Here is a 26,555-nt window from a genome sequence, read left to right as displayed (position 1 = left end):
AGGGGTGTCGATGGCGGGGGGAGAGAAGGCCGGCAAGCGCGGCATGGGGTTCTGGACCTGCAGCGCGCTGGTGATCGGCAACATGGTCGGTTCGGGAGTCTTCCTGCTTCCCTCCAGCCTGGCGGCGTTCGGCGGGCTCAGCCTGTTCGGCTGGCTGGTGTCGAGCACCGGCGCGGTGCTGCTGGCGCTGACCTTCGCCCGCCTGGCGCGGGTCAACCCCGGCGCCGGCGGCCCCTACGCCTATACCCGCGACGGTTTCGGCAGCTTCGCCGGCTACCTGTGCGCCTGGACCTACTGGAAAGCCGCCTGGATCGGCAACGCGGCGATCGCCGTGACCCTGGTCGGCTACCTGCGGGTATTCATCCCGGCGCTGGCGGATCCGCTGCTGATGGTCAGCGTGGCCATCGCCGCGATCTGGCTGTGCACCCTGATCAACCTGCGAGGCATCGGCACCTTCAGCGTGGTGCAGAACCTGCTGACCATCCTCAAGCTGCTGCCGTTGTTGCTGGTCGGTATCCTCGGCTGGTTCCACTTCAATCCCGAGCACCTGGCGATCCCGGCGCGCAGCGAGCTGCCGAACATGGGCTATGCCCAGGCGATCGCCACCACCGCGGCGCTGACCCTGTGGTCGTTCATCGGCCTGGAGTCGGCCACCGTGCCGGCCGACGACGTCGAGGATCCGCGCCGTACCATTCCCCGTGCGACCCTGTTCGGCACGCTGGCCGCGGCGGCCCTCTACATCCTCTCGATCACTGCGGTGCAGGGCCTGATGCCGCCGGAGGTGCTGGCCCGCTCCACCTCGCCGTTCGCCGACGCGGCGCGGATCCTGATGGGCGACTGGGGCTACTACCTGGTGGCTGCCGGGGCGGTCATCGCCTGCCTGGGCGCGCTCAATGGCTGGGTCCTGTTGCAGGGCCAGATCCCGGTGGCTCCGGCGCGCGACGGGCTGTTCCCGGAGTCGCTCGGCCAGCTCAACAAGAACGGCGCGCCGGCCCACGGCCTGCTGGCCTCGGGGCTGCTGGTGACGGCGCTGGTGATGGTCGACGGGCATGGCGACCTGGTCGATGTGTTCAACGTGATCATCCTGCTCGGCACCATGACCGGGGTGGTCCCCTACGCGTTCTGCACCGCCGCGCTGTTGCAACTGCTGGCGGTGCGACCGGACGAGTTCTCGCCGCGTTCACGCCGGCAATTGCTGGTGATCGGCTCGCTGGGCTTCGCCTACTCGCTATGGGCGCTGTATGGCACCGGCCAGCAGGCGATCTTCTGGGGCTTCCTGGTGCTGATGGCCGGTATCCCAATGTACACCTGGCGGCAATGGCGCAACCAGGTCAACGGAGTGCCGACGCTCAAAGCCAATGACTGACCGCCCACCAGCCCAGGCCGCCCATCACCAGGGTGTAGGGTAGCGCCATCCAGACCATGCGGCCGTACGACAGGCGCACCAGCGGGGCGATGGAGGAGGTCAGCAGGAAGAGGAACGCCGCCTGGCCGTTGGGCGTCGCTACGCTGGGCAGGTTGGTGCCGGTATTGATCGCCACCGCCAGGGTATCGAAATGCTCGCGGCTCATGTGGCCGGCATCCAGCGCCTGTTTCACCTCGGTGATGTAGATGGTGGCGACGAATACGTTGTCGCTGATCGCCGAGAGCAGGCCGTTGGCGATGAACAGCATGCCCGGCTGGCGTTCCGCCGGCAGCGCCAGCACCGCCTGGATGATCGGGGTGAACAGGTGCTGCTGGTGGATCACCGCGACCACCGCGAAGAACACCACCAGCAGCGCAGTGAACGGCAGGGCCTCCTGGAAGGCGCGGCCGATCTGGTGTTCGTCGGTGACGCCGGTGAAGGCAGTGATCAGCACGATCACCAACAGGCCGATCAGGCCGACCTCGGCGACATGCAGGGCCAGCCCGACGATCAGTACCAGCGCCGCCAGGGCCTGCACCAGCAGCGCGGCCTTCTGCTGCGCTCCGCGTTTGCGGCTTTCGCTGGCGGCGTACTCGGCAAGCACCTGGCGCACCGCCGCCGGCAACTGGGCGCCATAGCCGAAGCGGCGGCTCTTCTCCAGCAGCACGCAGGTCAGCAGGCCGGCCGCCAGTACCGGCATGGATACCGGCGCGACCTGGCGGAAGAACTCGACGAAATGCCAGCCGGCCTCGTGGCCGATCAGCAGGTTCTGCGGCTCTCCCACCAGGGTGCAGACGCCGCCCAGCGCGGTGCCGACCGCCGCGTGCATGAGCAGGCTGCGGAGGAAGGCGCGGAATTCCTCGAGATGGGCCCGGTGCAGCTCGGGGACCTGGCGGTCGGTGGCGGGATCGTAGTCCTCGCTGGCGCGCTGCCCCGAAGCGACCCGGTGATACACGGCGAAGAATGCCACCGCCACGCTGATCACCACGGCGGTCACGGTGAGGGCGTCGAGTAAGGCCGAGAGGAGGGCGGCCAGCAGGCAGAACAGGAGCGATAGCAGGGTCTTCGAGCGCACGCCGAGCAGCAGGCGGGAAAACAGCAGGAGCAGCAGGTCCTTCATGAAGTAGATGCCGGCGACCATGAACATCAGCAGCAGGAGCACCGGGAAGTTGTGCTGCAATTCCGCATAGAGCGCCTCGGGGGTAGCCAGGCCAAGCAGCAGCGCCTCCAGCACCAACAGGCCACCCGGCTGTAGCGGATAGCATTTCAACGCCATGGCCAGGGTGAAGATGAACTCGCCGACCAGCACCCAGGCGCTTGTCACCGGCCCGGCCAGCCATAGCAGCAGGGGGTTGAGCAAGAGGAAGGCGAGCACCGTCAGCTTGTACCAGCGCGGCGAATGCCCGAGGAAGTTCTGTGCGAAAGCCTGGCTCAGGGGACTGCTCACGATGGACTCCACGGCAAGGAAAAGACTGAAAATGCCAGCAGGACTTTCGTTGGATCAAGCGTTTAGCGCAATCATCGAAGAGATTGCGGTATCAATGGGCGTGCCGTGCATCACATAGTGCAGCATCGACATTTGGCTCGCCCTTGTTATAGTTGCGGGATTTTCCGCACAACAAAAATCTCTGCGTTCTGACAGCGCAGTTGCTCTGCCGAGGACTATCGCCGTGACCGAGTACAACGCATTCTGTGTGGAGCTGGCAGACAAGATCGCCCACGTCCAGATCAACCGTCCGGACAAGATCAATGCCATGAACCAGGACTTCTGGCGCGAGATCATCGAGATCTTCCGCTGGGTCGACGATACCGACGAAGTGCGGGTGGTCGTGCTGTCCGGGGCGGGCAAGCATTTTTCCTCGGGGATCGACCTGATGCTGCTGGCCCAGGTCCGCAGCCAACTGGGCAAGGACGTCGGCCGCAACGCCGACGCCCTGCGTCGCAAGATTCTCGAGCTGCAGGCCTCGTTCAACGCGGTCGACAACTGCCGCAAGCCGGTGCTCGCGGCGATCCAGGGCTACTGCCTGGGCGGCGCCATCGACCTGGTCTCGGCCTGCGACATGCGCTACTCGACCGCCGACGCGCAGTTCTCGATCAAGGAGATCGACATCGGCATGGCCGCCGACGTCGGCACCCTGCAGCGCCTGCCGCGGATCATCGGCGATGGCATGATGCGCGAGCTGGCCTACACCGGGCGCATGGTCGACGGCGAAGAGGCACGGAGCATCGGCCTGGTCAATCGTACCTACGCGGACCAGGCCGCATTGATGGATGGGGTCTTCGAACTGGCGCGGCAGATCGCCGCGAAGTCGCCGATCGCCATCCGTGGTACCAAGGAAATGATCCGCTATATGCGCGACCACCGGGTCGACGACGGCCTCGAGTACGTCGCTACCTGGAACGCCGCCATGCTCCAGTCCGCCGACCTGCGGGTGGCGATGGCCGCGCATATGGCCAAGCAGAAGCCGGAATTCGCTGATTGATGCCGTTGTATATTCTTGCGCGGGAGGCGCACTAGACCGATGGTCACAGGAGCCACGTCCCTCAGTCTGGTGCGCGACGAGTTGTTCGCCACCATGGAACAGGCCGAACAGGGTCTTGAGCAGTTCATTGCCGAGCGGCAGAACGGCAGCCTGCTGCAGCACGCCGTCGAATGCCTGCAACAGATCCGCGGCACCCTCAACCTGATCGAGCTGGCCGGCGCCGAGCTGCTGGCCCAGGAAGCCCTGCAGCTGGCGACCGACATTCCCACCGGCGTCAGCGAGGAGCGCGACGGCCAGCTGGCAGCCCTGGGCAACGCCCTGTACGTGCTGCGCCGCTACCTGGAGAACGTCGAGGCCAATCGCCAGGAGATCCCCGAGCTGCTCTTGCCGGCGATCAACGAAGTGCGCTGTGCCGCAGGGCAGCCGGCGCTGCCGGAAAGCTTCTTCTTCAGCGCCCGCCTGGATATCCCGCGGCCGCCGAGCACTGCCATCGACCACCTGCCTTCCGAAGCCGAACTGGGCGAGGAAAGCCGGCGGATGCGCCACATGTACCAGATCGGCCTGCTCGGCCTGATCCGCGAACAGAACCTCTATCCCAGCCTCAAGCTGATGGGCCGCGCGCTGGCGCGCCTCGACAGCCTGCACGGCGGGGTGGCCCGTTCGCGGCTGTGCTGGATCGGCGCCGCGGCGATCGAGTCGATCGTCGATGGCCAACTGTTGCCGCGCAAGTCGCGCAAGCAACTGTTCTCGCGCATCGACCGCGAGCTCAAGCAATTGCTGATCGGCCCGGCCTACGAGGCGCCGCGCCATCTGCTCAAGGAACTGCTTTACCTGGTGGCGCTGTCCGACGGCCAGGGCCCGCGTTCGCGCGAGGTCCGCGAACTGCATGGGCTGGCGCCGCTGCCGTTCACCGACCACCTGCTGGAAGAGGAATCGCAGCGCCTGTCCGGCCCCGGCCAGTCGGTGATGCGTTCGCTGTCCACGGCGATCCGCGAGGAACTCGCCGGGGTCAAGGACATGCTCGACCTGATCGAGCGCGGCGTGGCCCAGCCGGATAGCCTGACCAACCTGCATGCGCAACTGGGCAAGCTGAGCAAGACCCTCGGCATGGTCGGCCTGAACTCGGCCGGCACCGCCCTGCAGACCCAGCTACCCACCGTGGCCGCCTGGGCTGCCAGCGGCGTCGCCGATTCGCCGCCGGCGTTGCTGCGCCTGGCCGATGCGGTGCTCTACGTGGAAAGCATGGTCGGCAACCTCGAGCGCGGCGAGCGCCGCATCATCCGGCCGACTCCGGCGGAGCCCGGGCAGGAAGCCGATGCGTTCGCCGTGCACCAGTTGGCCGAGGCGCGCATCGTGGTGATCGAGGAGGCCAAGGCCGGCCTGGCCCTGGCCAAGCGTGCGATCACCGCGTACCTGGAATCCAATGGCGACAAGCTCAACCTGGCCAACGTCCCGGCCAGCCTGCAGGCGGTCCGGGGCGGTCTCTGGTTCCTCGGTCAGGAGCGCGCCGCGCTGCTGGTCGGCGGCTGCGCCGACTACATCCAGCAGCGCATGATCGAGACCGCGCAGATGCCTTCGGAACAGATGCTGGAAACCCTCGCCGACGCCCTGACCAGTCTCGAATACTATCTCGAGGGCGGTGCCGTGCTGCGTCCGCAGGGCCAGCCGGACGTCCTCGACCTGGCCAGCGCCAGCGTCAAGGCGCTCGGACTGCCGGTGGCCGCCTGATGGCCGGCGAGTTCCGCTGGCAGGCAGGTCGGCCGGCTACCGCCCAGGTCGGCGGCTGGGTGCTCGCGCACTGTCAGCAGCGCTTCCTCCAGGACGACAACGGCCTGCTGTTCCCCCGCGAATGGCTGAAGCGCCAGGAACTCCCGCTGCTCGCCGAACATGGGGTCGGCCATTGGCAGGGCGAGCCGGTCTACGTGCTGGAACTGGACGAGCCGATCGAGCTGCCGGGCATGGCCTGGGCGCCGTTGCGGCAGTTCATGCTGCACGGCGATTTCGATCAGTTCTGCATGCTCGGCTATGCCAGCCAGATCGGCATCTGGGCACGTCACAACCGGTTCTGCGGCAATTGCGGCACACGCATGCAGGCGCAGGACCACGAGCGGGTGATGCAGTGTCCGCAGTGCGGGCTGCACCAGTACCCGCGCCTGTCGCCGAGCATGATCGTCCTGGTGACCCGGGGCGACGAGGTGTTGCTGGCGCGTTCGCCGCGCTTCGTGCCGGGGGTCTACAGTACCCTGGCCGGCTTCGTCGAGGCCGGCGAGTCGGTGGAGCAGTGCGTGGTCCGCGAGGTGCGCGAAGAGGTCGGGGTGGAGGTCGCCAATCTCGAATACATCGGCAGCCAGAACTGGCCGTTCCCGCATTCGCTGATGCTCGGTTTCCACGCCGAGTACGTGTCCGGCGAGATCGTCCCGCAGGAAGACGAGATCGAGGACGCCCAGTGGTTCTCCCTCGATGCCTTGCCGCCGCTACCGGCGCAGCGCTCGATCGCCCGGCACCTGATCGACCTGTACCTGGCGCGCCGCTCAGGCGCCGCTGAACCAGTGCTGCCAGGCTAGCCGCGCGGTCAGCGCCAGGACCACCAGGATGAACACCGGGCGAATGAACTTCGCCCCGCCGCCGATGGCGGTGCGCGCGCCGAAATAGGCGCCGACCATCAGCGACGCACCCATGCACAGGCCGAGCAACCAGATCACCTGGCCGGAGGCGATGAACACCGCCAGCGCCACTATGTTGCTGACGAAGTTCATGCTCCGCGCCACACCGCTGGCGCGGACCAGGTCCAGCGGGTACATGAGCAGCGAGCTGACGGTCCAGAACGCTCCGGTGCCCGGTCCCGCCACGCCGTCGTAGAAGCCCAGGGCGAGGCCCTGCGGCCACTGGCGCTTGCGTCCGAGCGGCGCATCGGCGTCCAGCGGCGCCTTCGGCGTGCCGCCGAAGAGCATGTAGAGGCCGCAGGTGAATACCACCACCGGGAGCATCCGGTTCAGCCACTCGGCGGGCAGCAGGTGAGCCGCCCAGGCGCCTATGGCGGCGCCGATCGCGGTGGCGAGCAGACCGTTGCGCCACTTCCCGGGATGGAACAGCTTGCGCCGGTAGAAGGTGTAGCTGGCGGTCGCCGCACCGAAGGTCGAGCTCAGCTTGTTGGTACCCAGCGCCAGGTGCGGCGGGACCCCGGCGGTGAGCAGCGCAGGGATGGTCAACAGGCCGCCGCCGCCGGCGATGGCGTCGATGAAGCCGGCGAGAAAGGCCACCACGGCCAGGATGATCAGGGTGCTGGGGTCTATCGCGAGTTCGAAGGGCATGAAAAACCGGACCTGCTTCCAATCGGGAAACGGCCTCGCTGGCCGTCGGGAGGAGGGGTGCGCATAATGCCCGCAATTTCACGCAGAAGGAATCGCTTGCATGCAGTACGACGGTCTGGCCTGGGCATTCGCGTTACTGGCCTTGCTGGCCGCCCTGGTCGCGGTGCGCATCCTCTTCGAACGCACCTGGTTCCTCGGCTGGCTGCGCGGCACCTGCGGCTTGGCCTTCGTCGCCGTGGCGGCGCTGCTGCTGGTGCTCGCCTGGGACCTGCGCAGCTATTCGCTGCTCAAGCCCGAGCAGCCGATGGCCACCCTGAGCTTCCAGGCCGAAGGGCCGCAGCGCTACCGGGTGCTGATCCAGGAGGGCGCCAACGAGCGCAGCGTGGTGCTGGACGGCGAACTCTGGCAACTGGACGCGCGGATTTTCCGCTGGAAGGGGCTGGCCGCGTTGATCGGTCTGGCGCCGGGCTATCGCCTCGACGCGCTCAGCGGCCGCTTCCTGGCCCTCGAGCAGCAGTCCCGGGGCCGCCGCCTGGGCTTGTCGCAGAGTCCGCTGGGGGTCGATCTCTGGCGCTGGCTGCGGGCCGGCGAGCACGACCTGTTCCTGTTCGAGCCGCTGGCGGGGCGGGTGACTTTCCTGCCGATGGCGGACAAGGCGGTGTTCGCGGTGAACTACGGCGTCGCCGGGCTGCTTGCCGAGCCGATGAACCTGGCGGCCGAGGAGGCGCTCAGGGACTGGCGCTAGGCCATGCGAAAAGCCGGGGCGGCGGCGATCGCCTGGGCGGTTTCGCGAAAGCGTTCGATGAGTTCCGACGGCGTGCGGTAGGCCAGCGCCAGCCGATAGGGAATTCGCGCCCGCCGCCCTTGCAGGGGACGAAAGGTGACCCCCGGCGGGCGCAACGGTTGTAGCAGCGAAGGCACTAGCGCGACGCCGATGCCGCCGGCCACCAGCCCGGCGATGGTCTGCATCTGCCGCGCCTCCTGCACCACCTCCGGGACGAAGCCGGCTGCCGCGCAGGCGGCGACGATCAGGTCGTGCATGCCCGGCCCATAGTGCCGTGGAAACAGCAGCCAGGGTTCTCCGGCCAGTTGTTCCAGGCGCAGGCGCGCATGGCGTGCCAGCCGATGCCCTTCGGGCAATGCCACGCGCATGTCGCCGTCCACCAGTAGATGTGTGTACAGGCCGGGCTGGCGGTCGACCGGCAGAACGATCAGGCCGGCATCGATGCGGTCTTCGCGCAACGCCTCCAGTTGCCCCGCGGTGGTGTCTTCCTGGAGCTGGAAGTCCAGCGCGCCATGCTGGTGGCGGAACGCCTGGAGTATGCGCGGTAGCAGAATATTGATGGTGCTGTCGACGAACGCCAGGCGCAACGTTCTGCGTCCGCTGGCGGCGCTGCGCGCGGCCGCCAGGGTGCGTTCGGCCTGGGCCAGGGTGCGCCGGGCTTCGTCGAGGAACGCGCGGCCCGCCGGCGTCAGGCGGTGGATACGGTTGTCACGCTCCAGCAGGCTGGCGCCGACTTCTTCTTCCAGCCGCCGGATCGCAGTGGTCAGCGGTGGCTGGGCCATGTGCAGGCGCTCAGCGGCGCGGCGGAAGCTCAGCTCCTCGGCAACCGCGACGAACTGGCGGAACTGGCGTAAGTCGGCCATTGCGATATCTCCCGGATATGGTGAGTTAAGAAAGACAGTATTGGATATATCGCGGCGGATCCGTCGAAAATCCATCCGTACGCTCGCTCTGGCCAGACGAGGCGTTCCATCCATTACAGAGGAAGCCCGTCATGCACACTCATTCTCCAATCCCCCGTACCGCCCTGGTCACCGGCGGCTCGTCGGGCATCGGCCTGGCCATCGCCCGGCGCCTTCGGCAACAGGGTTATCGGATCGCCCTGGTGGCCCGTGATTCCCAGCGCCTGCAACGCGCTGCCGCCGAGTTGGGCGGTGTGCCCTGGATGGCCGCCGATCTTTCCCGCCGCGAAGCTGTCGAGGCGGTGGCCGCCTGGGTTGGCGACACCTTCCAGGGGCTCGACGTGCTGGTGAACAACGCCGGGTTCACCCGAAAGATCGCCGCCACCACTCCGCTGGCTGAGGCCGAGCGGGAATGGGATGCGCTGCTGGACGGCAACCTGAAAAGCGCGTTCCTCATGTCGCTGGCGGTGTTGCCGCATTTCACGGAAGAGGGCGGGCGGATCATCCATATCGGATCGATCGCTGCGCAGACCGGTAGCGGCAGTCCTGGTGCGCTGGGCTATGCGGCAGCCAAGGCCGGCCTGCATGGCTTCGGCGTGGCCCTGGCGCGGGAACTCGGTTCGCGCGGGATCACGGTGAACAGCGTGGCGCCGGGTTACATCGCCGACACCCGGTTCTTTCCCGGCGGCCTCGATCCGCAACGGGTCGCCGCCATCGTCGGCGAGACCCCGCTGGGCAGGACCGGCCGGGTCGAGGACATCGCCGCGGCGGTGGCCTGGCTGGCCTCGCCCGAGGCGGGGTTCGTCACCGGAACGGTGGTGTCGGTGAACGGTGGCTGGCGGGTCGGCAACTGAAGTGGAAGCGGCGGGTAACGCCTATGGGGGTACTCGTCCGGCTACCCGAGAACGCAGGTGAATAGCCGTGGGGCGCCTGTCCCGCGCTGGTGCGAGGCATTGGCAATCCTGAAATGAAAAGAGGGAGCCCTGGCTCCCTCTTCGCGCGTTCGCCGTTCCGTCAGGAAAGGAAGCCGCCGTCGACGTTCAGCGCCACGCCGGTGGTGTAGCTGGACGCTTCGCTAGCCAGGTAGAGCACGGCGCCTGCCATTTCGCTCGGCTCGGCCACGCGCTTGAGCGGGATGCGCTGCAGGGCGAGGTTGCGGATCGCGTCGTTCTTCACCAGCGCCGAAGCGAACTTGGTGTCGGTCAACCCTGGCAGGAGGGCGTTGCAGCGGATGCCGAACTGCGCGCATTCCTTGGCGAAGACCTTGGTCATGCTGATCACGGCGGCCTTGGTCACCGAGTAGATGCCCTGGAACTCGCCGGGCGATACGCCGTTGATCGAGGCCACGTTGATGATGCTGCCGCCGCCGTGTTCCTTCATCAGCTTGCCGCCCTCGATGGACATGAAGTAGTAGCCGCGGATGTTGACGTCGACGGTCTTCTGGAAGGCGCCGAGGTCGGTTTCCAGTACGTTGCAGAACTGCGGGTTGGTGGCGGCGTTGTTGACCAGGATGTCGAGGCGGCCGAACTGCTCGCGGATCTGTGCGAAGACGTTCTGGATCTGCTCCATCTCGCCGATGTGGCAGGCGATCGCGGTGGCCTTGCCGCCCTCCGCGGTGATCGCGTCGGCGACCGCCTGGCAGCCATCGATCTTGCGGCTCGAGACGATCACGTGGGCGCCTTGCTGGGCCAGCAGCTTGGCTATCGCCTCGCCGATGCCGCGGCTGGCGCCGGAAACGAAGGCGATCTTGCCGTCGAGGTCGAACAGGTGGGTCTTGGACATGGGCTATCCCCTTGTAGTGGTCGGTTACAGGCGGGAGCGCTCGATGGCCTGCAGGCTCATCTGCTCCAGCAGCTTGTTCATCTGCACGAACTGGGCGAAACGCTTGTCCTGGGTCTGCCCGTGGTAGTAGCGGTAGTAGATCTGCTGGACGATGCCGGCAAGACGGAACAGGCCATAGGTGTAGTAGAAGTCCAGGTTGTCGATCGGTGGGATCCCGGCCCGCTCGGCGTAGTAGTCGGCGAACTCCCGGCGGGTCAGCATGCCCGGCAGGTGGCTGGGCTGGCGGCGGGTCAGCTGCACCGGAGCCGGGTCGCCGGCTTCCACCCAGTAGGCGAGGGTATTGCCGAGGTCCATCAGCGGATCGCCGAGGGTGGCCAGTTCCCAGTCCAGCACGCCGATGATCTGCATCGGGTTTTCCGGGTCGAGGATCACGTTGTCGAAGCGGTAGTCGTTGTGCACGATGCCCGGCTTGTGGTGATCGGCCGGCTGCTTGTCCTTGAGCCAGGCCTTGACCGGTTCCCAGAGCGGCGCGTCGGGGGTCAGGGCCTTCTCGTAGCGGTCGGTCCAGCCGGCGATCTGGCGCTGCACGTAGCCGTCCGGGCGGCCCAGGTCGGCCAGTCCGCAGGCGGCGTAGTCGACGTTGTGCAGTTCGACGAACTTGTCGATGAAGCTCTTGCACAGGCTGCGGGTCTGTTGTTCGTCGAGATTCAGCTCAGGCGGCAGTTCGGCGCGCAGGATGATGCCCTTGACCCGTTCCATGACGTAGAACTCGGCGCCGATCACCGACTCGTCGGTGCAGTAGAGGTAGGCTTTCGGGCAGTAGGGGAAGCCTGCGTTCAACTGGTTCAGGATGCGGTATTCGCGGCCCATGTCGTGGGCCGACTTGGCCTTGTGGCCGAATGGCGGGCGACGCAGGACGAACTCCTGGCGCGGATACTCGATCAGGTAGGTCAGGTTGGACGCGCCACCGGGGAACTGGCTGATCTTCGGGGTGCCTTCGAGGCCGGGGATATGGGCTTTCAGGTACGGGTCGATGACGGCGGCGTCGAGTTCTTCGCCGGCGCGGATGCGAGTGGATTGGTCGGTCAGCGACATGGGGTTCCCTTCTCGTGGTGCCACGGCGGAGCCGCGGGAGCCGGTGCGCGCATCAGGCTGCGCAATGATGGTGACCGGCGATAATTGGCTAATCTAATGCCCTGTCCCGGCCCTCACAAGCCGCCGCCGGGCGTTATGGGCAAGCGTGTTGCCGCTCCATCACGGTCCCTGATCGTCGGCCTGGAGGAATGCCGGACGAAAAAAAACCGGAGCCGCGAGGGACTCCGGTTTTCCTTCTGGCATGGCGCCGGAAACGGTCAGACCGGGAACAGTTCGCCCAGCTTCATCGCCAGCATCATGTCGCCTTCGGCGCGCAGCTTGCCGGCCATGAAGGCCTGCATGCCGTCGGTCTCGCCGCTGGTGATGCCCTTCAGGGTTTCGCTGTCCATGATCAGGGTGACGTTGGGGTTCTCGGCGTCGCCCTGTACCACTTCGCAGGTACCGTCCTTGACGACCAGGTAGTGGTTGTCGCCGTCTTCGATGTTGAACTGGAACACCAGATCCAGGCCGGCGGCCGCGCTGGCGTTGAACTTGCTTTTCATGGTGGAGACGATGTCAGCAACGGTGGTCATGGGTTCTATTCCTTTCTTCTAGGGTTTTTTCGGCGACCGGAACGGTCGCGGTAGGCCGGCTCATCGATAGGTGATGAGTTCCGGCGCCTTCAACAGTTCCAGGTGCACGTGACTGTTGAAGGAAGCCAGGGACACTTCCTCGCCGCGGAATTTCAGGCGAGTCAGCGAGGTATTGACGATCTGCCAGTTCAGCTCGAAGGCCTTGAGCGGCGGAACGCCGACGATCAGTTGGAGCAGGGCGGTGATGGTACCGCCGGAGGTGAACACGGCGACCCTGTCCTTGCCGCTGGCCTGCGCCAGCAGACGACGAAGACCGTCATGGACCTTATCGAGGAATTCCTGCCAGCTTTCCAGCCCATCTTTCTCATGGTTGCCGGAAACCCAGCGCGCGATGATGGTGGAGAACAGGCGCTGGAACTCGGCCCGATGCTCGGCCGCATGGCGAAGGATGTGCAGGGCTTCCGGCTGCTCCTCGAGCAGGTCCGGCAGGTGCGCGCGGATCACCGCGTCGGCTTCGAATTCGTTGAACGCCGGATCGACTTCCAGCTCCGGCGTGGCCAGCCCGGAGGACTCCAGGCGTTCGAGGGCGGCGCGGGCGGTGTGCTGCTGGCGGCGCAAGCCGCCGCTGAGGACGCGGTCGAAACGGACGCCGAGGTTCAGCAGGTGGTCGCCGAGGATTTCCGCCTGGCGGATGCCGGTCGGCGACAGCACGTCGTAGTCGTCGGCACCGAACGACGCCTGGCCATGTCGAATCAGGTAGATGCTGCCCACGGGCGGACCTCGGCGGGTGAAAGTTCCGCGAGGGTATGAGGATCACCCAGGGCTGTCAACGAAAAAACATACGCTTGTTTGAATGTCATTCGCTGCCTTTATCGGCTGCTCCGGGCGCGCCCTGCAAAGGCTCTCCAGGCAGTGGCATCGCTGGCCGCCCGTCGGTGGCCTGGGTATGCTTGCGCAATCGTGTCGCCCGTAGACGGGTGCGTCAACAGTAGAGAGGGGGTTGTGTGGAGTTCATTGCCGAATATGCGGGCTTTCTGGCCAGGACCGTGACCGTGCTGGCGGCGATCATCGTGGTGCTGGTGGTGATCGTCGCCCTGCGCGGCCGCGGCCGGCGCGGCGCAGGCGGGCACCTCGACGTGCAGAAGCTCAACGATTTCTACAAGGACCTGCGCGAGCGGGTCCGCCACAGCGTCCTCGACAAGGCCAGCCTCAAGGCCTTGCGCAAGGAGGAGAGCAAGGCGGCGAAGCAGGCGAAGAAACATCCTGAACAGAAGTCGCGGGTCTACGTGCTCGATTTCGACGGCGACATCAAGGCCTCGGCTACCGAGCAACTGCGCCACGAAGTGACTGCGGTGCTGAGCATGGCGGGCAAGGACGACGAGGTGGTGCTGCGCCTGGAAAGCGGCGGTGGCATGGTCCATGGCTACGGCCTGGCGGCCTCGCAACTGGCGCGCATCCGCCAGGCCGGCGTGCCGCTGACCGTGTGCGTCGACAAGGTGGCGGCCAGCGGCGGCTACATGATGGCCTGCATCGGCGATCGGATCCTTTCCGCGCCCTTCGCCATCCTCGGCTCGATCGGCGTGGTGGCGCAGTTGCCCAACGTCCACCGGCTGTTGAAGAAGCACGATATTGACTTCGAGGTGCTTACCGCCGGCGAATACAAGCGTACGCTGACGGTATTCGGCGAGAACACCGAGAAGGGCCGGGAAAAGTTCCAGGAGGACCTGGAGGTGACCCACGAACTGTTCAAGAACTTCGTGGCCCACTACCGGCCGCAACTGAACATGGACGAGATCGCCACCGGCGAGGTCTGGCTGGGCCAGGCCGCACTGGGCAAGCTGCTGGTGGACGAACTCAAGACCAGCGACGAGTACCTGGCCGAGCAGGCCAGGGAGCGCGATGTCTACCAGGTGCAATTCGTCGAGCGCAAGAGCCTGCAGGAACGCGTCGGCCTGGCCGCCAGCGTGGTTATCGACCGCGTGCTGGTGACCTGGTGGGGGCGGCTCAACCAGCAGAAGTTCTGGCAATAGGCCGGCGCCGACAGGGACGAACACGCTGTCTTCAGGGTTTTCACGAGAGGAGGTCGAAATGGCTGTATTCAAGGCGTTGTGGGTGACGGAAGCGCCCCACGGCGTTTACGAAACGCAGGTGGTCGAGCGCGATACCGGCGACCTGCCGGCGGGCGACGTACTGATCCGCGTGCAGTATTCCTCGCTGAACTACAAGGATGCGCTGTCCGCCAGCGGCAACCGCGGGGTGACCCGCAAGTACCCGCATACCCCCGGCATCGATGCCGCCGGTGTGGTCGCCGAGTCCTCGGTGGCCGAGTTCGCGGCCGGCGACGAGGTGATCGTCACCGGCTACGACCTGGGCATGAACACCGCCGGCGGTTTCGGCCAGTACATCCGCGTGCCCGCGGCCTGGGTGATCAAGCGCCCGCAAGGCCTGAGCCTGCGCGAGGCGATGATCCTCGGCACCGCCGGCCTGACCGCGGCGCTCTGCGTCGAAAAGCTGGAGCGCAGCGGCCTGCGCCCCGACCATGGCTCGGTGCTGGTCACCGGCGCCAGCGGCGGGGTCGGCAGTATCGCCGTGGAACTGCTGGCCAAGCTCGGCTACACCGTGGCGGCCGCCACCGGCAAGCTGGAGCAGGCCGAGTTCCTCAACCGCCTGGGGGCCAAGCAGATCCTCGATCGCGCCACCGTGGCCGATGGCGTCGACAAGCCGTTGCTCAAGGAACAGTGGGCCGGCGCGGTGGACACCGTCGGCGGCGACATCCTCTTCAACGTGGTCAAGTCGTTGCAGTACGGCGGCAGCGTCGCCTGCTGCGGCCTGACCGCCGGCGCCGGCTTCAAGGCCTCGGTGCTGCCGTTCATCCTGCGCGGGGTCAACCTGCTCGGGGTGGACTCGGTGGAACTGCCGCTGGTGGTCAAGGCATCCATGTGGGACAAGCTGTCGCTGCAATGGAAGCTCGACAACCTCGAAGAGGTGGCGCGCGAGATCGCCCTCGAAGAGCTGCCGGGGGCGATCAACCAGATCCTCGCCGGCAAGCTGGTCGGCCGGGTGCTGGTCAACCTCGGCTGAGGGCGTTGCCGGAGCCCAGCTCCGGCAACAGGTAGCCCGCCCATAGCGATTCGGCGAACTGCGGCCGGAAGAAGCCGAAATGGCCGATATGGCGGGCGCCGATTTCCTCGGGAGCGATGCGCCAGGCGGTTTTCGGCGCTTCGCGGTAGAAGCCCAGCAGCGACTCGATGCTGCGTCGGGACATCATTTCATCGTCGGTGAACGACAGCGACACGATGGGCGTGCGTACGGCGGAGAAGGCGCGGCGGATGGCCTCGCCATCCGCGAGGGCGTACTGCGGATGCAGGCACCAGCGTCGCCATTGTTCGATCACCCCGCGCGGCAGGTCGCCGACCATGCCCAGGCGGCGCCCGGGAAAATAGCCGAGCAGCGGCGTCAGCAGGGGCGCGACGAGGTACCAGAACAACCAGACCTTGTTGCGCAACCGCGGGCTGTTTTCCTTCCAGTAGCCACTGCCGCTGGCGATGCTGAAGACCCTCTCGATACGCTCGCGCCCTTCGACGAAGGGCAGGATCTGGCCGCCCAGGCTATGGCCGATCCAGTACAGGGGCTTGCTCCCGCTCTCGGCGAGCGCGGCGGCGAGCATGGCGCTGCAGTCATGACGGGCCCAGCCCAGCACATCGACCTCGAGACCGCGCAGCGAGCCGTTGCGCGATTGCCCCATGCCCAGGTAGTCGAAGGTGATGGCCAGGTAGCCGCGCTCTGCCAGCCAGGCGGCGAAGGGCGCGTAGAACCGCTGTTCCACGCCCATCGCCGGGACGATCAGGAGATAGCCGCGCGGCTCCCCGGCAGGCCGGTACCAATGGCTGGCCAGCGGATGGCCGTTGCCGTTATCGATGAGGCGTGGTTGCGGAGGGTTCATGCCGGTCTCCGTGGTCTGTTCGCGGCTTCGAGAATAGGGCTGGCCGCCAGGGCGCCTCCAGCCGGCCGAAAGCACGGCCGGGGCGCCCTGGCGGTCAGGCCTGGCTGACGTACATGGTGATCTCGGCGCGGAATACCGGCTTGTCGTCAACATAGGCGACCACCGGCACCACCAGGTTGCCGGTGGCTTGCCAGTCGATCTGGCTGCCGTCGGCCACTGCGCGCACGTCGCCAGTGGCCTTGGCCAGGTACTCGACGGTCATGCCGCGCGGAATCCAGCGATGGCCGGCGGGAATCGAGGCGTCGGTCATGGTCCCGGCGGGCAGTTCGGCGGCATTGCACAGGGCGATGGCATGCACCGTGCCGATATGGTTCAGCACCTCGCGGCGCTTGGGGAAGGTGACTTCGGCATAGCCGGGACGCAGTTCGACGAACTGCGGGGCGATGCTGGCGAAATAGGGTGCGAACTGGCCGATCATGGCGCTGAACTGAGCCGGGCCGACCTGCTGGTACATCTGCATCATCTGACTCATGGAAAACTCCGGGCGTTTCAGGATTGAAGATGTGTGCGCACCGGGGCAGTATACGAAGGTTAGAAATTTATTCTAGAAAAATATTCTAGTCAGCGTTTCGACGATTATCGACAAGGACCGACATGGGCCGTTCTTCCCGCAAAGACGAGATTCTCCAGGCCGCCCTGGCCTGCTTCAGCGAGCATGGCGTAGACGCCACCACCATCGAGATGATCCGCGACCGTTCCGGAGCGAGCATCGGTAGTCTCTACCACCATTTCGGCAACAAGGAACGCATCCATGGCGAACTCTACCTGGCCGGGATCGGCCAGTACGCGGCGTTGCTCGAAGCCGGCTTCGCCAGGGCGCGCAGCGCCGAGGAAACGGTCAGGTTGCTGGTCACCAGCTACATAGACTGGGTCGTGGCGAATCCCGACTGGGCACGCTTCATCCTGCACAGCCGCGGGCGGGTAGAGGCGGGGGAGTTGGGCGAGCGCCTGCGGGCCGACAACCAGGCCCACTTCGCGCGGATCCATGCGGCGCTGGCGGGATATCGGGCCGAGGGCCTGTTCCGCGAGATGCCGGACGACTGCTTTGCTTCGGTGGTGATCGGCCCGGCCCACGACCTTGCCCGCCAGTGGCTGGCCGGGCGAACCCGGGTGGCGCTGGCCGACTGTCGCGAACTGCTGGCGCAGGTGGCCTGGGACAGCGTGCGGGCGGCCTGAGGCGTCCGTGACCTCGGGAGTGAAAAAGCCCCGCGGCTGCGGGGCTTTTCCGTCAGGGCGGGGGTCAGCCGCGGCGGCGGAACAGCGGTAGCGGCTGCTCCACCGAGGTCTGGTAGACCTCGCTGAAGTCGTCCAGGCTGGCCAGGGCGTCTTCCGGGCTGCGGTCGGCACGGATGGCATAGGCGTCGAAGCCGCAGCGGCGCATGAAGAACAACTGGTCGCGCAGCACGTCGCCGATCGCGCGGATCTCGCCCTTGTAGCCGTAGCGCTCGCGCAGCAGGCGCGCGCTGCTGAAGCCGCGGCCATCGGTAAAGGCGGGGAAGTTCACCGCGATCACCTGGAACCTGTCGAGGTCGCCGGCGATGCTTTCCGGCTCCTCGTCCGCGTCCAGCCAGACCCCCAGGCCGCCGTCGCGGCCGCGCAGGGCCGGGCCGTGCTCGAGCCACAGGGCCAGCGGGATGATCACGTCGTCGCTGTTGGGTACGCTTTCCAGGGTCGCGTCCTTGGGCAGCAAGTGCCAGCGGTCGTCGACCACCTGGCGGTCCTTAATGATTCGCTGCATATACGCGCTCCTTGAACGGGTCGATACCGATACGGCGGAAGGTGTCGATGAAGGGTTCTTCCTCGGTCCGGCGTTCCACGTAGACCTGGATGATCTTGTCGATCACGTCGGCCATCTGCTCCTGGGCGAAGGACGGGCCGAGGATCTGCCCGAGGCTGGCGTCGCGCGCCGAGCTGCCGCCGAGGGAGACCTGGTAGAACTCCGCGCCTTTCTTGTCGACCCCGAGGATGCCGATGTGGCCGACATGGTGATGGCCGCAGGCGTTCATGCAACCGGAGATGTTCAGGTCGATGTCGCCGATGTCGAATAGATAGTCGAGATTGTCGAAGCGGCGCTGGATGGCTTCGGCGATCGGGATCGACTTGGCGTTGGCCAGGGAGCAGAAGTCGCCGCCGGGGCAGCAGATGATGTCGGTCAGCAGGCCGACGTTGGGGGTGGCGAAGCCCAGTTCGCGCAGTTCGCCCCAGAGGGCGAAGAGTTCGCCCTGCTCGACGTCGGCGAGAATGATGTTCTGGTTATGGCTGTTGCGCACCTCGCCGAAGCTGTAGCGGTCGGCGAGATCGGCGATGGCCTCCAGCTGTTTGTCGGTGACGTCTCCCGGCGCGGTGCCGGTGGGCTTCAGCGAGAGCGTCACGGCGACGTAGCCGGGCTTCTTGTGGGCGAAGGTGTTGCGTGCGCGCCAGCGGGCGAAGCCGGGGTGCTCCGCGTCGAGCCGGGCGAGGGACTCGTCGAGGTCGTCGAGGGCCTTGTAGGCCGGATCGACGAAATGCGCGGCGACGCGCTGGACTTCCGCCTCGGTGAGGGTGCTCGGTCCGTCCTTGAGGTTGGCCCATTCGGCCTCGACGCGCTCGGCGAAGACTTCCGGGGTCAGCGCCTTGACCAGGATCTTGATCCGCGCCTTGTACTTGTTGTCGCGCCGGCCATAGCGGTTGTAGACGCGCAGGATGGCATCCAGGTAGCCGAGCAGGTGCTGCCAGGGCAGGAATTCATTGATGAAGCTGCCGACGATGGGGGTTCGGCCCAGGCCGCCGCCGACCGAGACGCGGAAGCCGAGCTCGCCGGCCTCGTTCTTCACCGCCTCCAGGCCGATGTCGTGCACTTCGATGGCGGCACGGTCGCTCACCGCGCCGTTCACCGCGATCTTGAACTTGCGCGGCAGGTGGGCGAACTCGGGGTGGAAGGTCGACCATTGGCGGATGATCTCGCACCAGGGGCGCGGGTCCACCAGCTCGTCGCGGGCGACGCCGGCGAACTGGTCGGTGGTGGTGTTGCGGATGCAGTTGCCGCTGGTCTGAATCGCGTGCATCTGCACGGTGGCCAGCTCGGCGAGGATTTCCGGCACGTCTTCCAGCTCCGGCCAGTTGAACTGCACGTTCTGCCGGGTGCTGATGTGGGCGTAGCCCTTGTCGTAGTCGCGGGCGATCTGCGCCAGCTTGCGCAGTTGGCGCGAGGAGAGCAGGCCATAGGGAACGGCGATGCGCAGCATCGGGGCATAGCGCTGGATATAGAGACCGTTCTGCAGGCGCAGCGGGCGGAACTCCTCACCGGTCAATTCACCCGCCAGGTAACGGCGGGTCTGGTCGCGGAACTGCTTGACGCGGTCCTCGACGATCCGTTGGTCGTACTCGTCGTATACGTACATGAATATTCCTGCTGTCAGGCTATGCGGCTTACTGCGTTAACCAGCGCGCACGGCTACGCGCTCCACGCGGAGTGGGCGCACGATACCAGTTCATATTTATGCGTAAAAGTGATGTTTGAGTATATGGTAAGAACCAAAAAGACTAAGTCGCCAGGCAAGCATAACCGCTTCGCAACGGCGCCTTTCTTGAGCGATGGGCGGCGCTGGTCTTAACTGGAGAGTGCCTTTCGATGTCTTCGTCCCGATACCCACAAGAAACAGGGGGAGTCATGAGCGAGCCGAGCAAAACCCAGGAAAACCGCGACAGCGTGGTCGACGCCCGCGCGGCCTTCGTCCTGATCCTGCTGGTGGTGGCTACCGCGGTGTTCTGGGTCAGCCACCAGTGAAAGCCCGCCTCGGCGGCGCAGAGGTCACAGGCCGCTGAGGCTCAGCACCAGTTTCACGATCCCGGCCAGCAACAGCACGAACACCAGGGTGAAGAGCAGGCCCAGCATGATGAAGTGCACGGGCTTGCCGTGGGTGAAGTCGCGGGCGCGGTTTCGCCCGCTCTGTACGCCGAAGGCGGCAGCCATCACGCTATGCAGCATCTGCCAGAAGGTCGGCGGCTTCTGGTTCGGTTCTTCCGTCTCGATACCCATCGGTGGTCCTCCCTTTTCCATACCTGCCCTGAGAGTCTAGACCCTTGGCGGGAGGAGGGTGGCTTCAGGCCTGGCGGGCGGGGATGCGCCGTTCCACCGTGCCCTGCGTGGCCCTGGCGCGCAGTTGCCCGCAGCCGCCGTCGATGTCCTGGCCGGCCGAGTTGCGCACCTTGGTCAGCACGCCGCGGCTGTGCAGGTAGCGCACCAGCTCGACGATCCGCTCCCCGCTCGGGCGCCGGTAGGCGTCGCCGTCCATGCTGTTGTAGGGGATCAGGTTCATCACCGCGAAGCGGCCCTTGAGCAGGCGCAGGATGCCGTCCATTTCCTCCAGGCTGTCGTTGATCCCTTCGAGCAGGGTCCATTGGTACTGGATCGGATAGTCGACCCGGCGGGCGTAGGCCTCGCCGGCTTCCACCAGTTCTTCCGGGCTCAGCGGCGGCGCCTTGGGCAACAGTTGCCGGCGCAGTTCGGCGCGGGTGCTGTGCAGGGACAGGGCGAGGGCGGGCTTCACCCGTTGCCGGGGCAGGCGCTCGAACACGCGGGGGTCGCCGACGGTGGAGAACACCAGGTTCTTGTGGCCGATGCCGCCATCGGTGCCGAGCAGGTCGATGGCTTCGAGGACGTTGTCGAGGTTGTGCGCCGGCTCGCCCATGCCCATGAACACCACTTTCTTCACCGCTCGCCGACGGCGCGCCAGGACCACCTGGGCGACCATCTCCAGGCTGCCGACCTGGCGCAGCAGGCCGCTGCGGCCGGTCATGCAGAACACGCAGCCGACCGCGCAGCCGACCTGGGTCGAGACGCACAGCCCACCGCGCGGCAGCAGCACGCTTTCCACCATCTGCCGGTCGGCCAGTTCCACCAGCAGGCGCGACGAGCCGTCGCTCGCCGGATGCTCGCTGTGCAGGCGGGCGATGCCTTCCAGTTCCGCTGCTACCTGGGGCAGACCATGGCGTACGCCCAGCGGCAGGAAGTCCTCGGCCCGCTGGCGGGCGGTGCAGGCATCGAGGGCGCGGCCCTGCAGCCAGGCGCGGACGATCCTCCCGCAATGCAGGGGCTTGGCGCCGAGATCGGCGAGGCGCTGGTGGAGGTCTTGGCTACGCATGGGGCGCGCATCCTACCATTGCCCGTCATGAGGCGGTATGGCCGGCGCCGACGTGCTATCGTTGCGCTCCGCTCCACCGCAGCAACGGAACCGTTCCATGAAATTCGTCCACCAGCGCGAACACCTCAACGAAGACGACATCGTGGTCATCGAGTGCTCGCAGCAATGCAATATCCGCCTGATGAACGACGCCAATTTCCGCAGTTTCAAGAATGGCGGGCGGCATAGCTACCATGGCGGCGCCTTCGACCGCTTCCCGGCGAAGATCAAGGTGCCCAGCACCGGGTTCTGGAACATCACCATCGATACCGTGACCCGGCGCCCGATCAGCGTGACGCGCAAGCCGAACTTCAAGTGGTCGATCAAGTTCGTGCGCCGTTCCGGTTCGCAGTTCACCTGAGGGCGCGCGTCCCATGAGTGCGAAAATGGACGAGCAGGCGCTTCTGGCGTTGCTCCGCGAGCTGGCCATCGACAGCCAGCGGGTCGAGCATCCCGCGATCGCCTCCATCGAGGAATATTACGCGCAGGGCATCGAATTGCCCGACCAGGGCATCAAGAACCTGTTCCTGCGCAACCGCAAGGGTACTCGCCACTACCTGGTGCTGCTCGACGAGCGCAAGGAGGCCGACCTGCCGGGCATCGCCGAACAGATCGGCGAAAGCCGCCTGTCGTTCGCCTCGGTCGAGCGCCTGCGCGAATACCTCGGCGTCGAACTGGGCTGCGTGACGCCTTTCGCGCTGGTCAACGATCCGCAGCACAGGGTCGAGGTGTTGCTCGACGATGCCATCCGCCAGGACCAGTTGCTCGGTTTCCACCCGTTGGTGAATACCGCCACCGAGTGCATCCGCTACGCAGACCTGCTGGCTTTCCTCGCCCACACGGGGCATGAACCGCGCCTGATCCGGGTGTAGGTCGCAGCTTCGCGCCTGCCGGCGCCAGGCCAGGTCGTGCCGGCGCCGGTTTCACTCGAAGAAGTTGTGCCAGCAGTCGCTCAACGGGCCGACCTCGAAGGTCTTGCACCAGGGTTGGGCTTCCAGCCACAGGCGGGCGCTTTCCCGGTCCGCCTCGTCCAGGCTGCCGACCCGCGCCAGGCACAGGTAGCCGCTGATCTCCGCCTGTTCCGGCGAGCCGCCACCGCCGAACACCCAGCCCTGGGCCTCGACGAAGTCGATCAGATGGTCCAGCGCATCGTCGTGGGAGAGGGCGTTGCGGTCGTAGGTCAGTTCGAAGCTGAAGCCGAACTCCTGGAACTCGCCCAGGCGCAGTTTCTTGCGCAGGCGGCGCTTGCGCGGCTTTTCCATCTGCTCGGGAGTGAGGAATTTCATCGTCGCCTTCCTGGTCAGTCATCGTAGCCAAGGTTCGGCGCCAGCCAGCGCTCGCTGACGCTGGCTTCCTGGCCCTTGCGCTGGCTGTAGCGTTCCACCTGGTCCTTGTCGATCTTGCCGACCGCGAAGTACTGCGCCTGCGGGTGGGCGAAATACCAACCGCTGACCGCCGCGGCCGGGAACATCGCGTAGTGCTCGGTCAGGCTGACGCCGGACAGGCCCTGCGGATCGAGCAGTTCGAACAGAGTGCCTTTCTCGGTATGGTCGGGGCAGGCCGGGTAGCCCGGTGCCGGGCGGATGCCGACGTATTGCTCCTTGATCAAGGCCTCGTTGTCGAGGTGTTCGTCGCGGGCGTAGCCCCAGTACTCCTTGCGCACCCGCTCGTGCAGCCACTCGGCGCAGGCTTCGGCGAGGCGGTCGGCGAGCGCCTTGACCATGATGCTGTTGTAGTCGTCGCCCTTGGCTTCGTACGCCTTGGCCACTTCCTCGGCGCCGATCCCGGCGGTGGTGATGAAGCCGCCGATGTAGTCGCGCACGCCGCTTTCTTTCGGCGCGACGAAATCGGCCAGCGACAGGTTCGGCTTGCCGTCCGGCTTGATCGTCTGCTGCCGCAGGTGGTGCAGGGTGGCGAGGGTCTCGCCATCGGCGCCGTAGACCTCCAGGTCGTCGTGCTCGACCTGGTTGGCCGGCCAGAAGCCGAACACCGCGCGGGCCTTGATCAGCTTCTCGTCGATCAGCTTCTTCAGCATCGCCTGGGCGTCGTTGAACAACGAGGTGGCGGCCTCGCCGACCACCTCGTCGGTGAGGATGCGCGGGTACTTGCCGGCCAGGTCCCAGGAAATGAAGAACGGCGTCCAGTCGATGTACTCGGCGAGCACCGCGAGGTCGATCTCGTCGAGCACCCTGACGCCGGTGAAGGAAGGCGTCGGCGCCTGGTAGCCGGCCCAGTCGAACGCCGGCTTGTTGGCGATCGCCTGTTCGTAGCTCAGCCGCTCGGTGCGGGCGCTGCGGTTGGCCGTGCGTTCGCGGACCACCGCGTAGTCGGCGCGGGTGCGGGCCACGTAGTCGGCCTTCAGCTCCTTGGACAGCAGGCTGGTGGCCACGCCTACCGCGCGCGAGGCGTCGGTGACGTAGACCACCGCGTCGTTGCTGTACTGCGGATCGATCTTCACCGCGGTATGCGCCTTCGAGGTAGTGGCGCCGCCGATCATCAGCGGCAACTGGAAATTCTGCCGCTGCATTTCCTTGGCGACGTGGACCATCTCGTCCAGCGACGGCGTGATCAGGCCAGACAGGCCGATGATGTCGCATTTCTCGGCGATGGCGGTCTGCAGGATCTTCTCCGCCGGCACCATCACGCCGAGGTCGACCACGTCATAGCCGTTGCAGCCGAGCACCACGCCGACGATGTTCTTGCCGATGTCGTGCACGTCGCCCTTCACCGTGGCCATCAGGATCTTGCCCTTGGCTTCCGGCTTGTCGCCTTTCTCCGCCTCGATGAAGGGAATCAGGTGGGCCACCGCCTGCTTCATCACTCGCGCGGACTTGACCACCTGCGGGAGGAACATCTTGCCGGCGCCGAACAGGTCGCCGACCACGTTCATCCCGGACATCAGCGGACCTTCGATGACCTCGATGGGACGCGCACACTGCTGGCGGCATTCCTCGGTGTCCTCGACGATCCAGGTGGTGATGCCCTTGACCAGCGCATGCTCGAGGCGCTTCTCGACGCTGTAGCTGCGCCATTCCTCGTCCTCGGCCTCCTTGACCGCGCCGCCGCCCTTGTAGTCGTCGGCGATCGCCAGCAGGGCCTCGGTGGCCTCGGGCGTGCGGTTGAGCACCACGTCCTCGACCCGGTCGCGCAGCGCTTTCGGAATCTCGTCGTAGATTTCCAGCTGGCCGGCGTTGACGATGCCCATGGTCAGGCCGTTGCGGATCGCGTAGTAGAGGAACACCGAGTGGATCGCCTCGCGTACCGGGTTGTTGCCGCGGAACGAGAAGGACACGTTGGACACCCCGCCCGAGCTCAGGGCGTAGGGGAGGTTGTCGCGGATGTAGGCGCAGGCGTTGATGAAATCGACCGCGTAGTTGTTGTGTTCCTCGATGCCGGTGGCGATGGCGAAGATGTTCGCATCGAAGATGATGTCTTCCGGTGGGAAGCCGACTTCGTCGACCAGGATGTCGTAGGAGCGCTTGCAGATTTCTTCCTTGCGCGCCTGGGTGTCGGCCTGGCCGTCCTCGTCGAAGGCCATCACCACCACCGCGGCGCCGTAGCGCTTGCACAGGCGGGCATGGTGCTTGAAGGCCTCGACGCCTTCCTTCATCGAGATCGAGTTGACGATGCCCTTGCCCTGGATGCACTTCAGGCCGGCCTCGATCACTTCCCACTTGGAGGAGTCGATCATGATCGGCACGCGCGAGATGTCGGGCTCGGAGGCGATCAGGTTGAGGAAGGTGACCATGGCCGCCTTCGAGTCCAGCATGCCTTCGTCCATGTTGATGTCGATCACCTGGGCGCCGGCTTCCACCTGCTGCTGGGCGACCTCGAGAGCTTCCGCGTAGTTTTCCTCGCGGATCAGCCGGGCGAACTTGGCCGAACCGGTGATGTTGGTGCGCTCGCCGACGTTGACGAACAGCGAGCTGCGGTCGATGGTGAACGGCTCCAGGCCGGACAGGCGACAGGCCCGGGGAATCTCCGGGATGGCCCGCGGCGGGTACTTGGCCACTGCCTTGGCGATCGCCTCGATGTGCGCCGGGGTGGTGCCGCAGCAGCCGCCGACGATATTGAGGAAGCCGGCGGCGGCGAATTCCTCGACCACCACGGCCATTTCCGCCGGCGATTCGTCGTATTCGCCGAAGGCGTTCGGCAGGCCGGCGTTGGGGTGGGCCGAGACATGAGTGTCGGCCTTGGTCGACAGTTCCTCGATGTACGGCCGCAATTCCTTGGCGCCGAGGGCGCAGTTCAGGCCTACCGAGATCGGCCGGGCATGCCGCACCGAGTTCCAGAAGGCCTCGGTGGTCTGGCCCGACAGGGTGCGGCCGGAGGCGTCGGTGATGGTTCCGGAGATCATGATCGGCAGCTCCACGCCGAGTTCCTCGAACACGCCCTGGACGGCGAAGATCGCCGCCTTGGCGTTGAGGGTGTCGAAGATGGTCTCGATCAGGATCAGGTCGGCGCCGCCTTCGATCAGGCCGCGGGTCGCCTCGACGTAGTTCTCCACCAGTTCGTCGAAGGTGACGTTGCGGTAGCCGGGGTTGTTCACGTCCGGGGAAATCGAGCAGGTGCGGCTGGTCGGGCCGAGCACGCCGGCGACGAAGCGCGGCTTGTCCGGGGTCTCGGCGGTCTTCGCGTCCGCCACCTGGCGGGCCAGGCGCGCCCCTTCGACGTTGAGTTCGTAGGCCAGCGACTGCATGCCGTAGTCGGCCTGGGACACCTGGGTGGCGTTGAAGGTGTTGGTCTCGAGGATGTCGGCGCCGGCGTCGAGGTAGGCCTTCTCGATGGCCTGGATCACGTCCGGGCGGCTCAGCAGCAAGAGGTCGTTGTTGCCTTTCACGTCGCTCGGCCAGTCGGCGAAGCGCTCGCCGCGGTAGTCGGCCTCTTCCAGCTTGTAGCTCTGGATCATGGTGCCCATGCCGCCATCGAGGATCAGGATACGTTCCCTGAGGGCGTGCTGGAGGGCTTGCAGGCGGGCGCTGCGATCGGTGAGCGGGCTGGACATGGATGGACCTGGCGTCAGTGGGCGGAAAGGTGAAAAGCATAACAAAGGCAG

At 66.2% G+C, this 26,555-nt stretch carries 26 protein-coding genes; 11 read left to right on the top strand and 15 right to left on the bottom strand.

Annotated elements, in window-relative coordinates:
- The first annotated feature begins 10 nt into the window (after nt 1–10).
- Complete coding sequence (locus ACM0M4_RS17335; protein WP_003117687.1) at nt 11–1,366, top strand: amino acid permease; 1,356 nt, start codon at nt 11–13, stop codon at nt 1,364–1,366.
- Here ACM0M4_RS17335 and nhaB read toward each other — a convergent pair.
- The gene (gene nhaB / locus ACM0M4_RS17330) at nt 1,350–2,852 is read right to left on the bottom strand and encodes a sodium/proton antiporter NhaB (protein WP_054375957.1); all 1,503 of its coding nucleotides are present in this window, start codon (nt 2,850–2,852) and stop codon (nt 1,350–1,352) included. The two genes, ACM0M4_RS17335 and nhaB, sit on opposite strands and share 17 nt — an antisense overlap.
- A 223-nt stretch (nt 2,853–3,075) precedes the next feature.
- Here nhaB and ACM0M4_RS17325 point away from each other — a divergent pair, with 223 nt between their 5' ends.
- Genes ACM0M4_RS17325 through nudC form a run of 3 tightly spaced genes read left to right on the top strand, consistent with a single transcriptional unit; the run spans nt 3,076 to nt 6,452 of the window.
- Nucleotides 3,076–3,888: a crotonase/enoyl-CoA hydratase family protein gene (locus ACM0M4_RS17325; RefSeq protein WP_221345404.1), complete on the top strand. Its 813-nt coding sequence runs from the start codon at nt 3,076–3,078 to the stop codon at nt 3,886–3,888.
- 39 nt (nt 3,889–3,927) lie between these two features.
- A complete protein-coding gene (fimL, locus tag ACM0M4_RS17320) occupies nt 3,928–5,616 on the top strand; it encodes a type IV pilus/biofilm regulator FimL (protein ID WP_003098159.1) in 1,689 nt (562 codons plus the stop codon).
- Nucleotides 5,616–6,452 carry an NAD(+) diphosphatase gene (gene nudC, locus ACM0M4_RS17315; protein WP_003113595.1) on the top strand — a complete coding sequence of 279 codons (837 nt, stop codon included), beginning with the start codon at nt 5,616–5,618 and terminating at the stop codon, nt 6,450–6,452. Before fimL ends, nudC begins: the two co-directional genes overlap by 1 nt.
- Here nudC and ACM0M4_RS17310 read toward each other — a convergent pair.
- The gene (locus ACM0M4_RS17310) at nt 6,420–7,199 is read right to left on the bottom strand and encodes a TSUP family transporter (protein WP_003113596.1); all 780 of its coding nucleotides are present in this window, start codon (nt 7,197–7,199) and stop codon (nt 6,420–6,422) included. The two genes, nudC and ACM0M4_RS17310, sit on opposite strands and share 33 nt — an antisense overlap.
- Before the next feature lie 100 nt (nt 7,200–7,299).
- Here ACM0M4_RS17310 and ACM0M4_RS17305 point away from each other — a divergent pair, with 100 nt between their 5' ends.
- A complete protein-coding gene (locus ACM0M4_RS17305) occupies nt 7,300–7,944 on the top strand; it encodes a hypothetical protein (RefSeq protein WP_003087981.1) in 645 nt (214 codons plus the stop codon).
- Here the strand turns inward: ACM0M4_RS17305 and ACM0M4_RS17300 are convergent.
- The gene (locus ACM0M4_RS17300; RefSeq protein ID WP_003117685.1) at nt 7,941–8,846 is read right to left on the bottom strand and encodes a LysR family transcriptional regulator; all 906 of its coding nucleotides are present in this window, start codon (nt 8,844–8,846) and stop codon (nt 7,941–7,943) included. The two genes, ACM0M4_RS17305 and ACM0M4_RS17300, sit on opposite strands and share 4 nt — an antisense overlap.
- A gap of 131 nt (nt 8,847–8,977) precedes the next feature.
- Between ACM0M4_RS17300 and ACM0M4_RS17295 the strand changes: the two genes are divergently transcribed.
- Nucleotides 8,978–9,739 carry an SDR family NAD(P)-dependent oxidoreductase gene (locus ACM0M4_RS17295; RefSeq protein WP_023081788.1) on the top strand — a complete coding sequence of 254 codons (762 nt, stop codon included), beginning with the start codon at nt 8,978–8,980 and terminating at the stop codon, nt 9,737–9,739.
- A 160-nt stretch (nt 9,740–9,899) separates the two neighbouring features.
- Here the strand turns inward: ACM0M4_RS17295 and ACM0M4_RS17290 are convergent, their stop codons facing one another.
- From ACM0M4_RS17290 to ACM0M4_RS17275, 4 genes are all read right to left on the bottom strand, one after another.
- Nucleotides 9,900–10,667, bottom strand: coding sequence for an SDR family oxidoreductase (locus ACM0M4_RS17290; protein WP_003087987.1), 768 nt, complete (start codon nt 10,665–10,667; stop codon nt 9,900–9,902).
- Between the two features lie 24 nt (nt 10,668–10,691).
- Nucleotides 10,692–11,762 carry a phosphotransferase family protein gene (locus ACM0M4_RS17285; protein WP_003098170.1) on the bottom strand — a complete coding sequence of 357 codons (1,071 nt, stop codon included), beginning with the start codon at nt 11,760–11,762 and terminating at the stop codon, nt 10,692–10,694.
- A 257-nt stretch (nt 11,763–12,019) separates the two neighbouring features.
- Complete coding sequence (locus tag ACM0M4_RS17280; RefSeq protein WP_003087993.1) at nt 12,020–12,334, bottom strand: SCP2 sterol-binding domain-containing protein; 315 nt, start codon at nt 12,332–12,334, stop codon at nt 12,020–12,022.
- 60 nt (nt 12,335–12,394) lie between these two features.
- A complete protein-coding gene (locus ACM0M4_RS17275; protein WP_003087996.1) occupies nt 12,395–13,105 on the bottom strand; it encodes a histidine phosphatase family protein in 711 nt (236 codons plus the stop codon).
- A 233-nt stretch (nt 13,106–13,338) separates the two neighbouring features.
- On the opposite strand from ACM0M4_RS17275, the gene sohB reads away from it, so the two are divergent.
- Together sohB and ACM0M4_RS17265 are read left to right on the top strand one after the other, a co-directional pair.
- Nucleotides 13,339–14,364, top strand: coding sequence for a protease SohB (gene sohB / locus ACM0M4_RS17270; RefSeq protein ID WP_003087997.1), 1,026 nt, complete (start codon nt 13,339–13,341; stop codon nt 14,362–14,364).
- Nucleotides 14,365–14,422: 58 nt separating this feature from the next.
- Entirely contained in the window at nt 14,423–15,415 is a 993-nt protein-coding gene (locus tag ACM0M4_RS17265) for a YhdH/YhfP family quinone oxidoreductase (protein WP_003087998.1), read from the top strand.
- Here ACM0M4_RS17265 and ACM0M4_RS17260 read toward each other — a convergent pair.
- On the bottom strand, nt 15,402–16,277 hold the full coding sequence (locus ACM0M4_RS17260; protein ID WP_003087999.1) for an alpha/beta hydrolase family protein: 876 nt from the start codon (nt 16,275–16,277) through the stop codon (nt 15,402–15,404). The genes ACM0M4_RS17265 and ACM0M4_RS17260 overlap by 14 nt on opposite strands.
- 94 nt (nt 16,278–16,371) lie before the next feature.
- On the bottom strand, nt 16,372–16,809 hold the full coding sequence (locus ACM0M4_RS17255; protein ID WP_054375945.1) for a hotdog fold domain-containing protein: 438 nt from the start codon (nt 16,807–16,809) through the stop codon (nt 16,372–16,374).
- Nucleotides 16,810–16,931: 122 nt separating this feature from the next.
- Between ACM0M4_RS17255 and ACM0M4_RS17250 the strand changes: the two genes are divergently transcribed.
- On the top strand, nt 16,932–17,513 hold the full coding sequence (locus tag ACM0M4_RS17250) for a TetR/AcrR family transcriptional regulator (RefSeq protein ID WP_003098179.1): 582 nt from the start codon (nt 16,932–16,934) through the stop codon (nt 17,511–17,513).
- Between the two features lie 64 nt (nt 17,514–17,577).
- On the opposite strand, the gene ACM0M4_RS17245 is transcribed toward ACM0M4_RS17250, so the two are convergent.
- The 4 genes from ACM0M4_RS17245 to ACM0M4_RS17230 form a co-directional block, all read right to left on the bottom strand.
- Nucleotides 17,578–18,075: a DUF934 domain-containing protein gene (locus tag ACM0M4_RS17245; protein ID WP_003088003.1), complete on the bottom strand. Its 498-nt coding sequence runs from the start codon at nt 18,073–18,075 to the stop codon at nt 17,578–17,580.
- On the bottom strand, nt 18,059–19,717 hold the full coding sequence (locus tag ACM0M4_RS17240; protein WP_003098180.1) for a nitrite/sulfite reductase: 1,659 nt from the start codon (nt 19,715–19,717) through the stop codon (nt 18,059–18,061). The genes ACM0M4_RS17245 and ACM0M4_RS17240 overlap by 17 nt, the downstream gene beginning before the upstream one ends.
- A gap of 410 nt (nt 19,718–20,127) precedes the next feature.
- Nucleotides 20,128–20,355, bottom strand: coding sequence for a DUF2970 domain-containing protein (locus tag ACM0M4_RS17235; RefSeq protein ID WP_003098182.1), 228 nt, complete (start codon nt 20,353–20,355; stop codon nt 20,128–20,130).
- Between the two features lie 64 nt (nt 20,356–20,419).
- Nucleotides 20,420–21,460 carry an RNA methyltransferase gene (locus ACM0M4_RS17230; RefSeq protein WP_003122825.1) on the bottom strand — a complete coding sequence of 347 codons (1,041 nt, stop codon included), beginning with the start codon at nt 21,458–21,460 and terminating at the stop codon, nt 20,420–20,422.
- Between the two features lie 37 nt (nt 21,461–21,497).
- Between ACM0M4_RS17230 and ACM0M4_RS17225 the strand changes: the two genes are divergently transcribed.
- Together ACM0M4_RS17225 and ACM0M4_RS17220 are read left to right on the top strand one after the other, a co-directional pair.
- On the top strand, nt 21,498–21,860 hold the full coding sequence (locus ACM0M4_RS17225) for a DUF1883 domain-containing protein (protein WP_003122824.1): 363 nt from the start codon (nt 21,498–21,500) through the stop codon (nt 21,858–21,860).
- A gap of 13 nt (nt 21,861–21,873) precedes the next feature.
- Nucleotides 21,874–22,371, top strand: a complete 498-nt coding sequence (locus tag ACM0M4_RS17220; RefSeq protein ID WP_003122823.1) for a prolyl-tRNA synthetase associated domain-containing protein — start codon at nt 21,874–21,876, stop codon at nt 22,369–22,371.
- Between the two features lie 51 nt (nt 22,372–22,422).
- Here ACM0M4_RS17220 and ACM0M4_RS17215 read toward each other — a convergent pair whose 3' ends face one another.
- Complete coding sequence (locus tag ACM0M4_RS17215; RefSeq protein WP_003098191.1) at nt 22,423–22,785, bottom strand: YggL family protein; 363 nt, start codon at nt 22,783–22,785, stop codon at nt 22,423–22,425.
- Between the two features lie 14 nt (nt 22,786–22,799).
- Complete coding sequence (gene metH / locus ACM0M4_RS17210) at nt 22,800–26,504, bottom strand: methionine synthase (RefSeq protein WP_003113602.1); 3,705 nt, start codon at nt 26,502–26,504, stop codon at nt 22,800–22,802.
- Nucleotides 26,505–26,555: the final 51 nt, after the last annotated feature.

It is taken from the genome of Pseudomonas sp. 18-147, from assembly GCF_051048045.1.
Lineage (GTDB): Bacteria > Pseudomonadota > Gammaproteobacteria > Pseudomonadales > Pseudomonadaceae > Pseudomonas > Pseudomonas aeruginosa.
The sequence above is the reverse complement of the archived record's forward strand: the minus strand, read 5'-3'. Positions and strand labels throughout refer to the sequence as shown.

Excerpts from the sequence above, each read along its gene's own strand:
- ACM0M4_RS17335 (WP_003117687.1), top strand. The coding sequence starts at position 11 with ATGGCGGGGGGAGAGAAGGCCGGCAAGCGCGGCATGGGGTTCTGGACC.
- fimL (WP_003098159.1), top strand. The coding sequence starts at position 3,928 with ATGGTCACAGGAGCCACGTCCCTCAGTCTGGTGCGCGACGAGTTGTTC.
- nudC (WP_003113595.1), top strand. The coding sequence starts at position 5,616 with ATGGCCGGCGAGTTCCGCTGGCAGGCAGGTCGGCCGGCTACCGCCCAG.
- ACM0M4_RS17310 (WP_003113596.1), bottom strand. The coding sequence starts at position 7,199 with ATGCCCTTCGAACTCGCGATAGACCCCAGCACCCTGATCATCCTGGCC.
- ACM0M4_RS17305 (WP_003087981.1), top strand. The coding sequence starts at position 7,300 with ATGCAGTACGACGGTCTGGCCTGGGCATTCGCGTTACTGGCCTTGCTG.
- ACM0M4_RS17300 (WP_003117685.1), bottom strand. The coding sequence starts at position 8,846 with ATGGCCGACTTACGCCAGTTCCGCCAGTTCGTCGCGGTTGCCGAGGAG.
- ACM0M4_RS17295 (WP_023081788.1), top strand. The coding sequence starts at position 8,978 with ATGCACACTCATTCTCCAATCCCCCGTACCGCCCTGGTCACCGGCGGC.
- ACM0M4_RS17290 (WP_003087987.1), bottom strand. The coding sequence starts at position 10,667 with ATGTCCAAGACCCACCTGTTCGACCTCGACGGCAAGATCGCCTTCGTT.
- ACM0M4_RS17285 (WP_003098170.1), bottom strand. The coding sequence starts at position 11,762 with ATGTCGCTGACCGACCAATCCACTCGCATCCGCGCCGGCGAAGAACTC.
- ACM0M4_RS17280 (WP_003087993.1), bottom strand. The coding sequence starts at position 12,334 with ATGACCACCGTTGCTGACATCGTCTCCACCATGAAAAGCAAGTTCAAC.
- ACM0M4_RS17265 (WP_003087998.1), top strand. The coding sequence starts at position 14,423 with ATGGCTGTATTCAAGGCGTTGTGGGTGACGGAAGCGCCCCACGGCGTT.
- ACM0M4_RS17260 (WP_003087999.1), bottom strand. The coding sequence starts at position 16,277 with ATGAACCCTCCGCAACCACGCCTCATCGATAACGGCAACGGCCATCCG.
- ACM0M4_RS17255 (WP_054375945.1), bottom strand. The coding sequence starts at position 16,809 with ATGAGTCAGATGATGCAGATGTACCAGCAGGTCGGCCCGGCTCAGTTC.
- ACM0M4_RS17250 (WP_003098179.1), top strand. The coding sequence starts at position 16,932 with ATGGGCCGTTCTTCCCGCAAAGACGAGATTCTCCAGGCCGCCCTGGCC.
- ACM0M4_RS17245 (WP_003088003.1), bottom strand. The coding sequence starts at position 18,075 with ATGCAGCGAATCATTAAGGACCGCCAGGTGGTCGACGACCGCTGGCAC.
- ACM0M4_RS17240 (WP_003098180.1), bottom strand. The coding sequence starts at position 19,717 with ATGTACGTATACGACGAGTACGACCAACGGATCGTCGAGGACCGCGTC.
- ACM0M4_RS17235 (WP_003098182.1), bottom strand. The coding sequence starts at position 20,355 with ATGGGTATCGAGACGGAAGAACCGAACCAGAAGCCGCCGACCTTCTGG.
- ACM0M4_RS17230 (WP_003122825.1), bottom strand. The coding sequence starts at position 21,460 with ATGCGTAGCCAAGACCTCCACCAGCGCCTCGCCGATCTCGGCGCCAAG.
- ACM0M4_RS17225 (WP_003122824.1), top strand. The coding sequence starts at position 21,498 with ATGGCCGGCGCCGACGTGCTATCGTTGCGCTCCGCTCCACCGCAGCAA.
- ACM0M4_RS17220 (WP_003122823.1), top strand. The coding sequence starts at position 21,874 with ATGAGTGCGAAAATGGACGAGCAGGCGCTTCTGGCGTTGCTCCGCGAG.
- ACM0M4_RS17215 (WP_003098191.1), bottom strand. The coding sequence starts at position 22,785 with ATGAAATTCCTCACTCCCGAGCAGATGGAAAAGCCGCGCAAGCGCCGC.
- metH (WP_003113602.1), bottom strand. The coding sequence starts at position 26,504 with ATGTCCAGCCCGCTCACCGATCGCAGCGCCCGCCTGCAAGCCCTCCAG.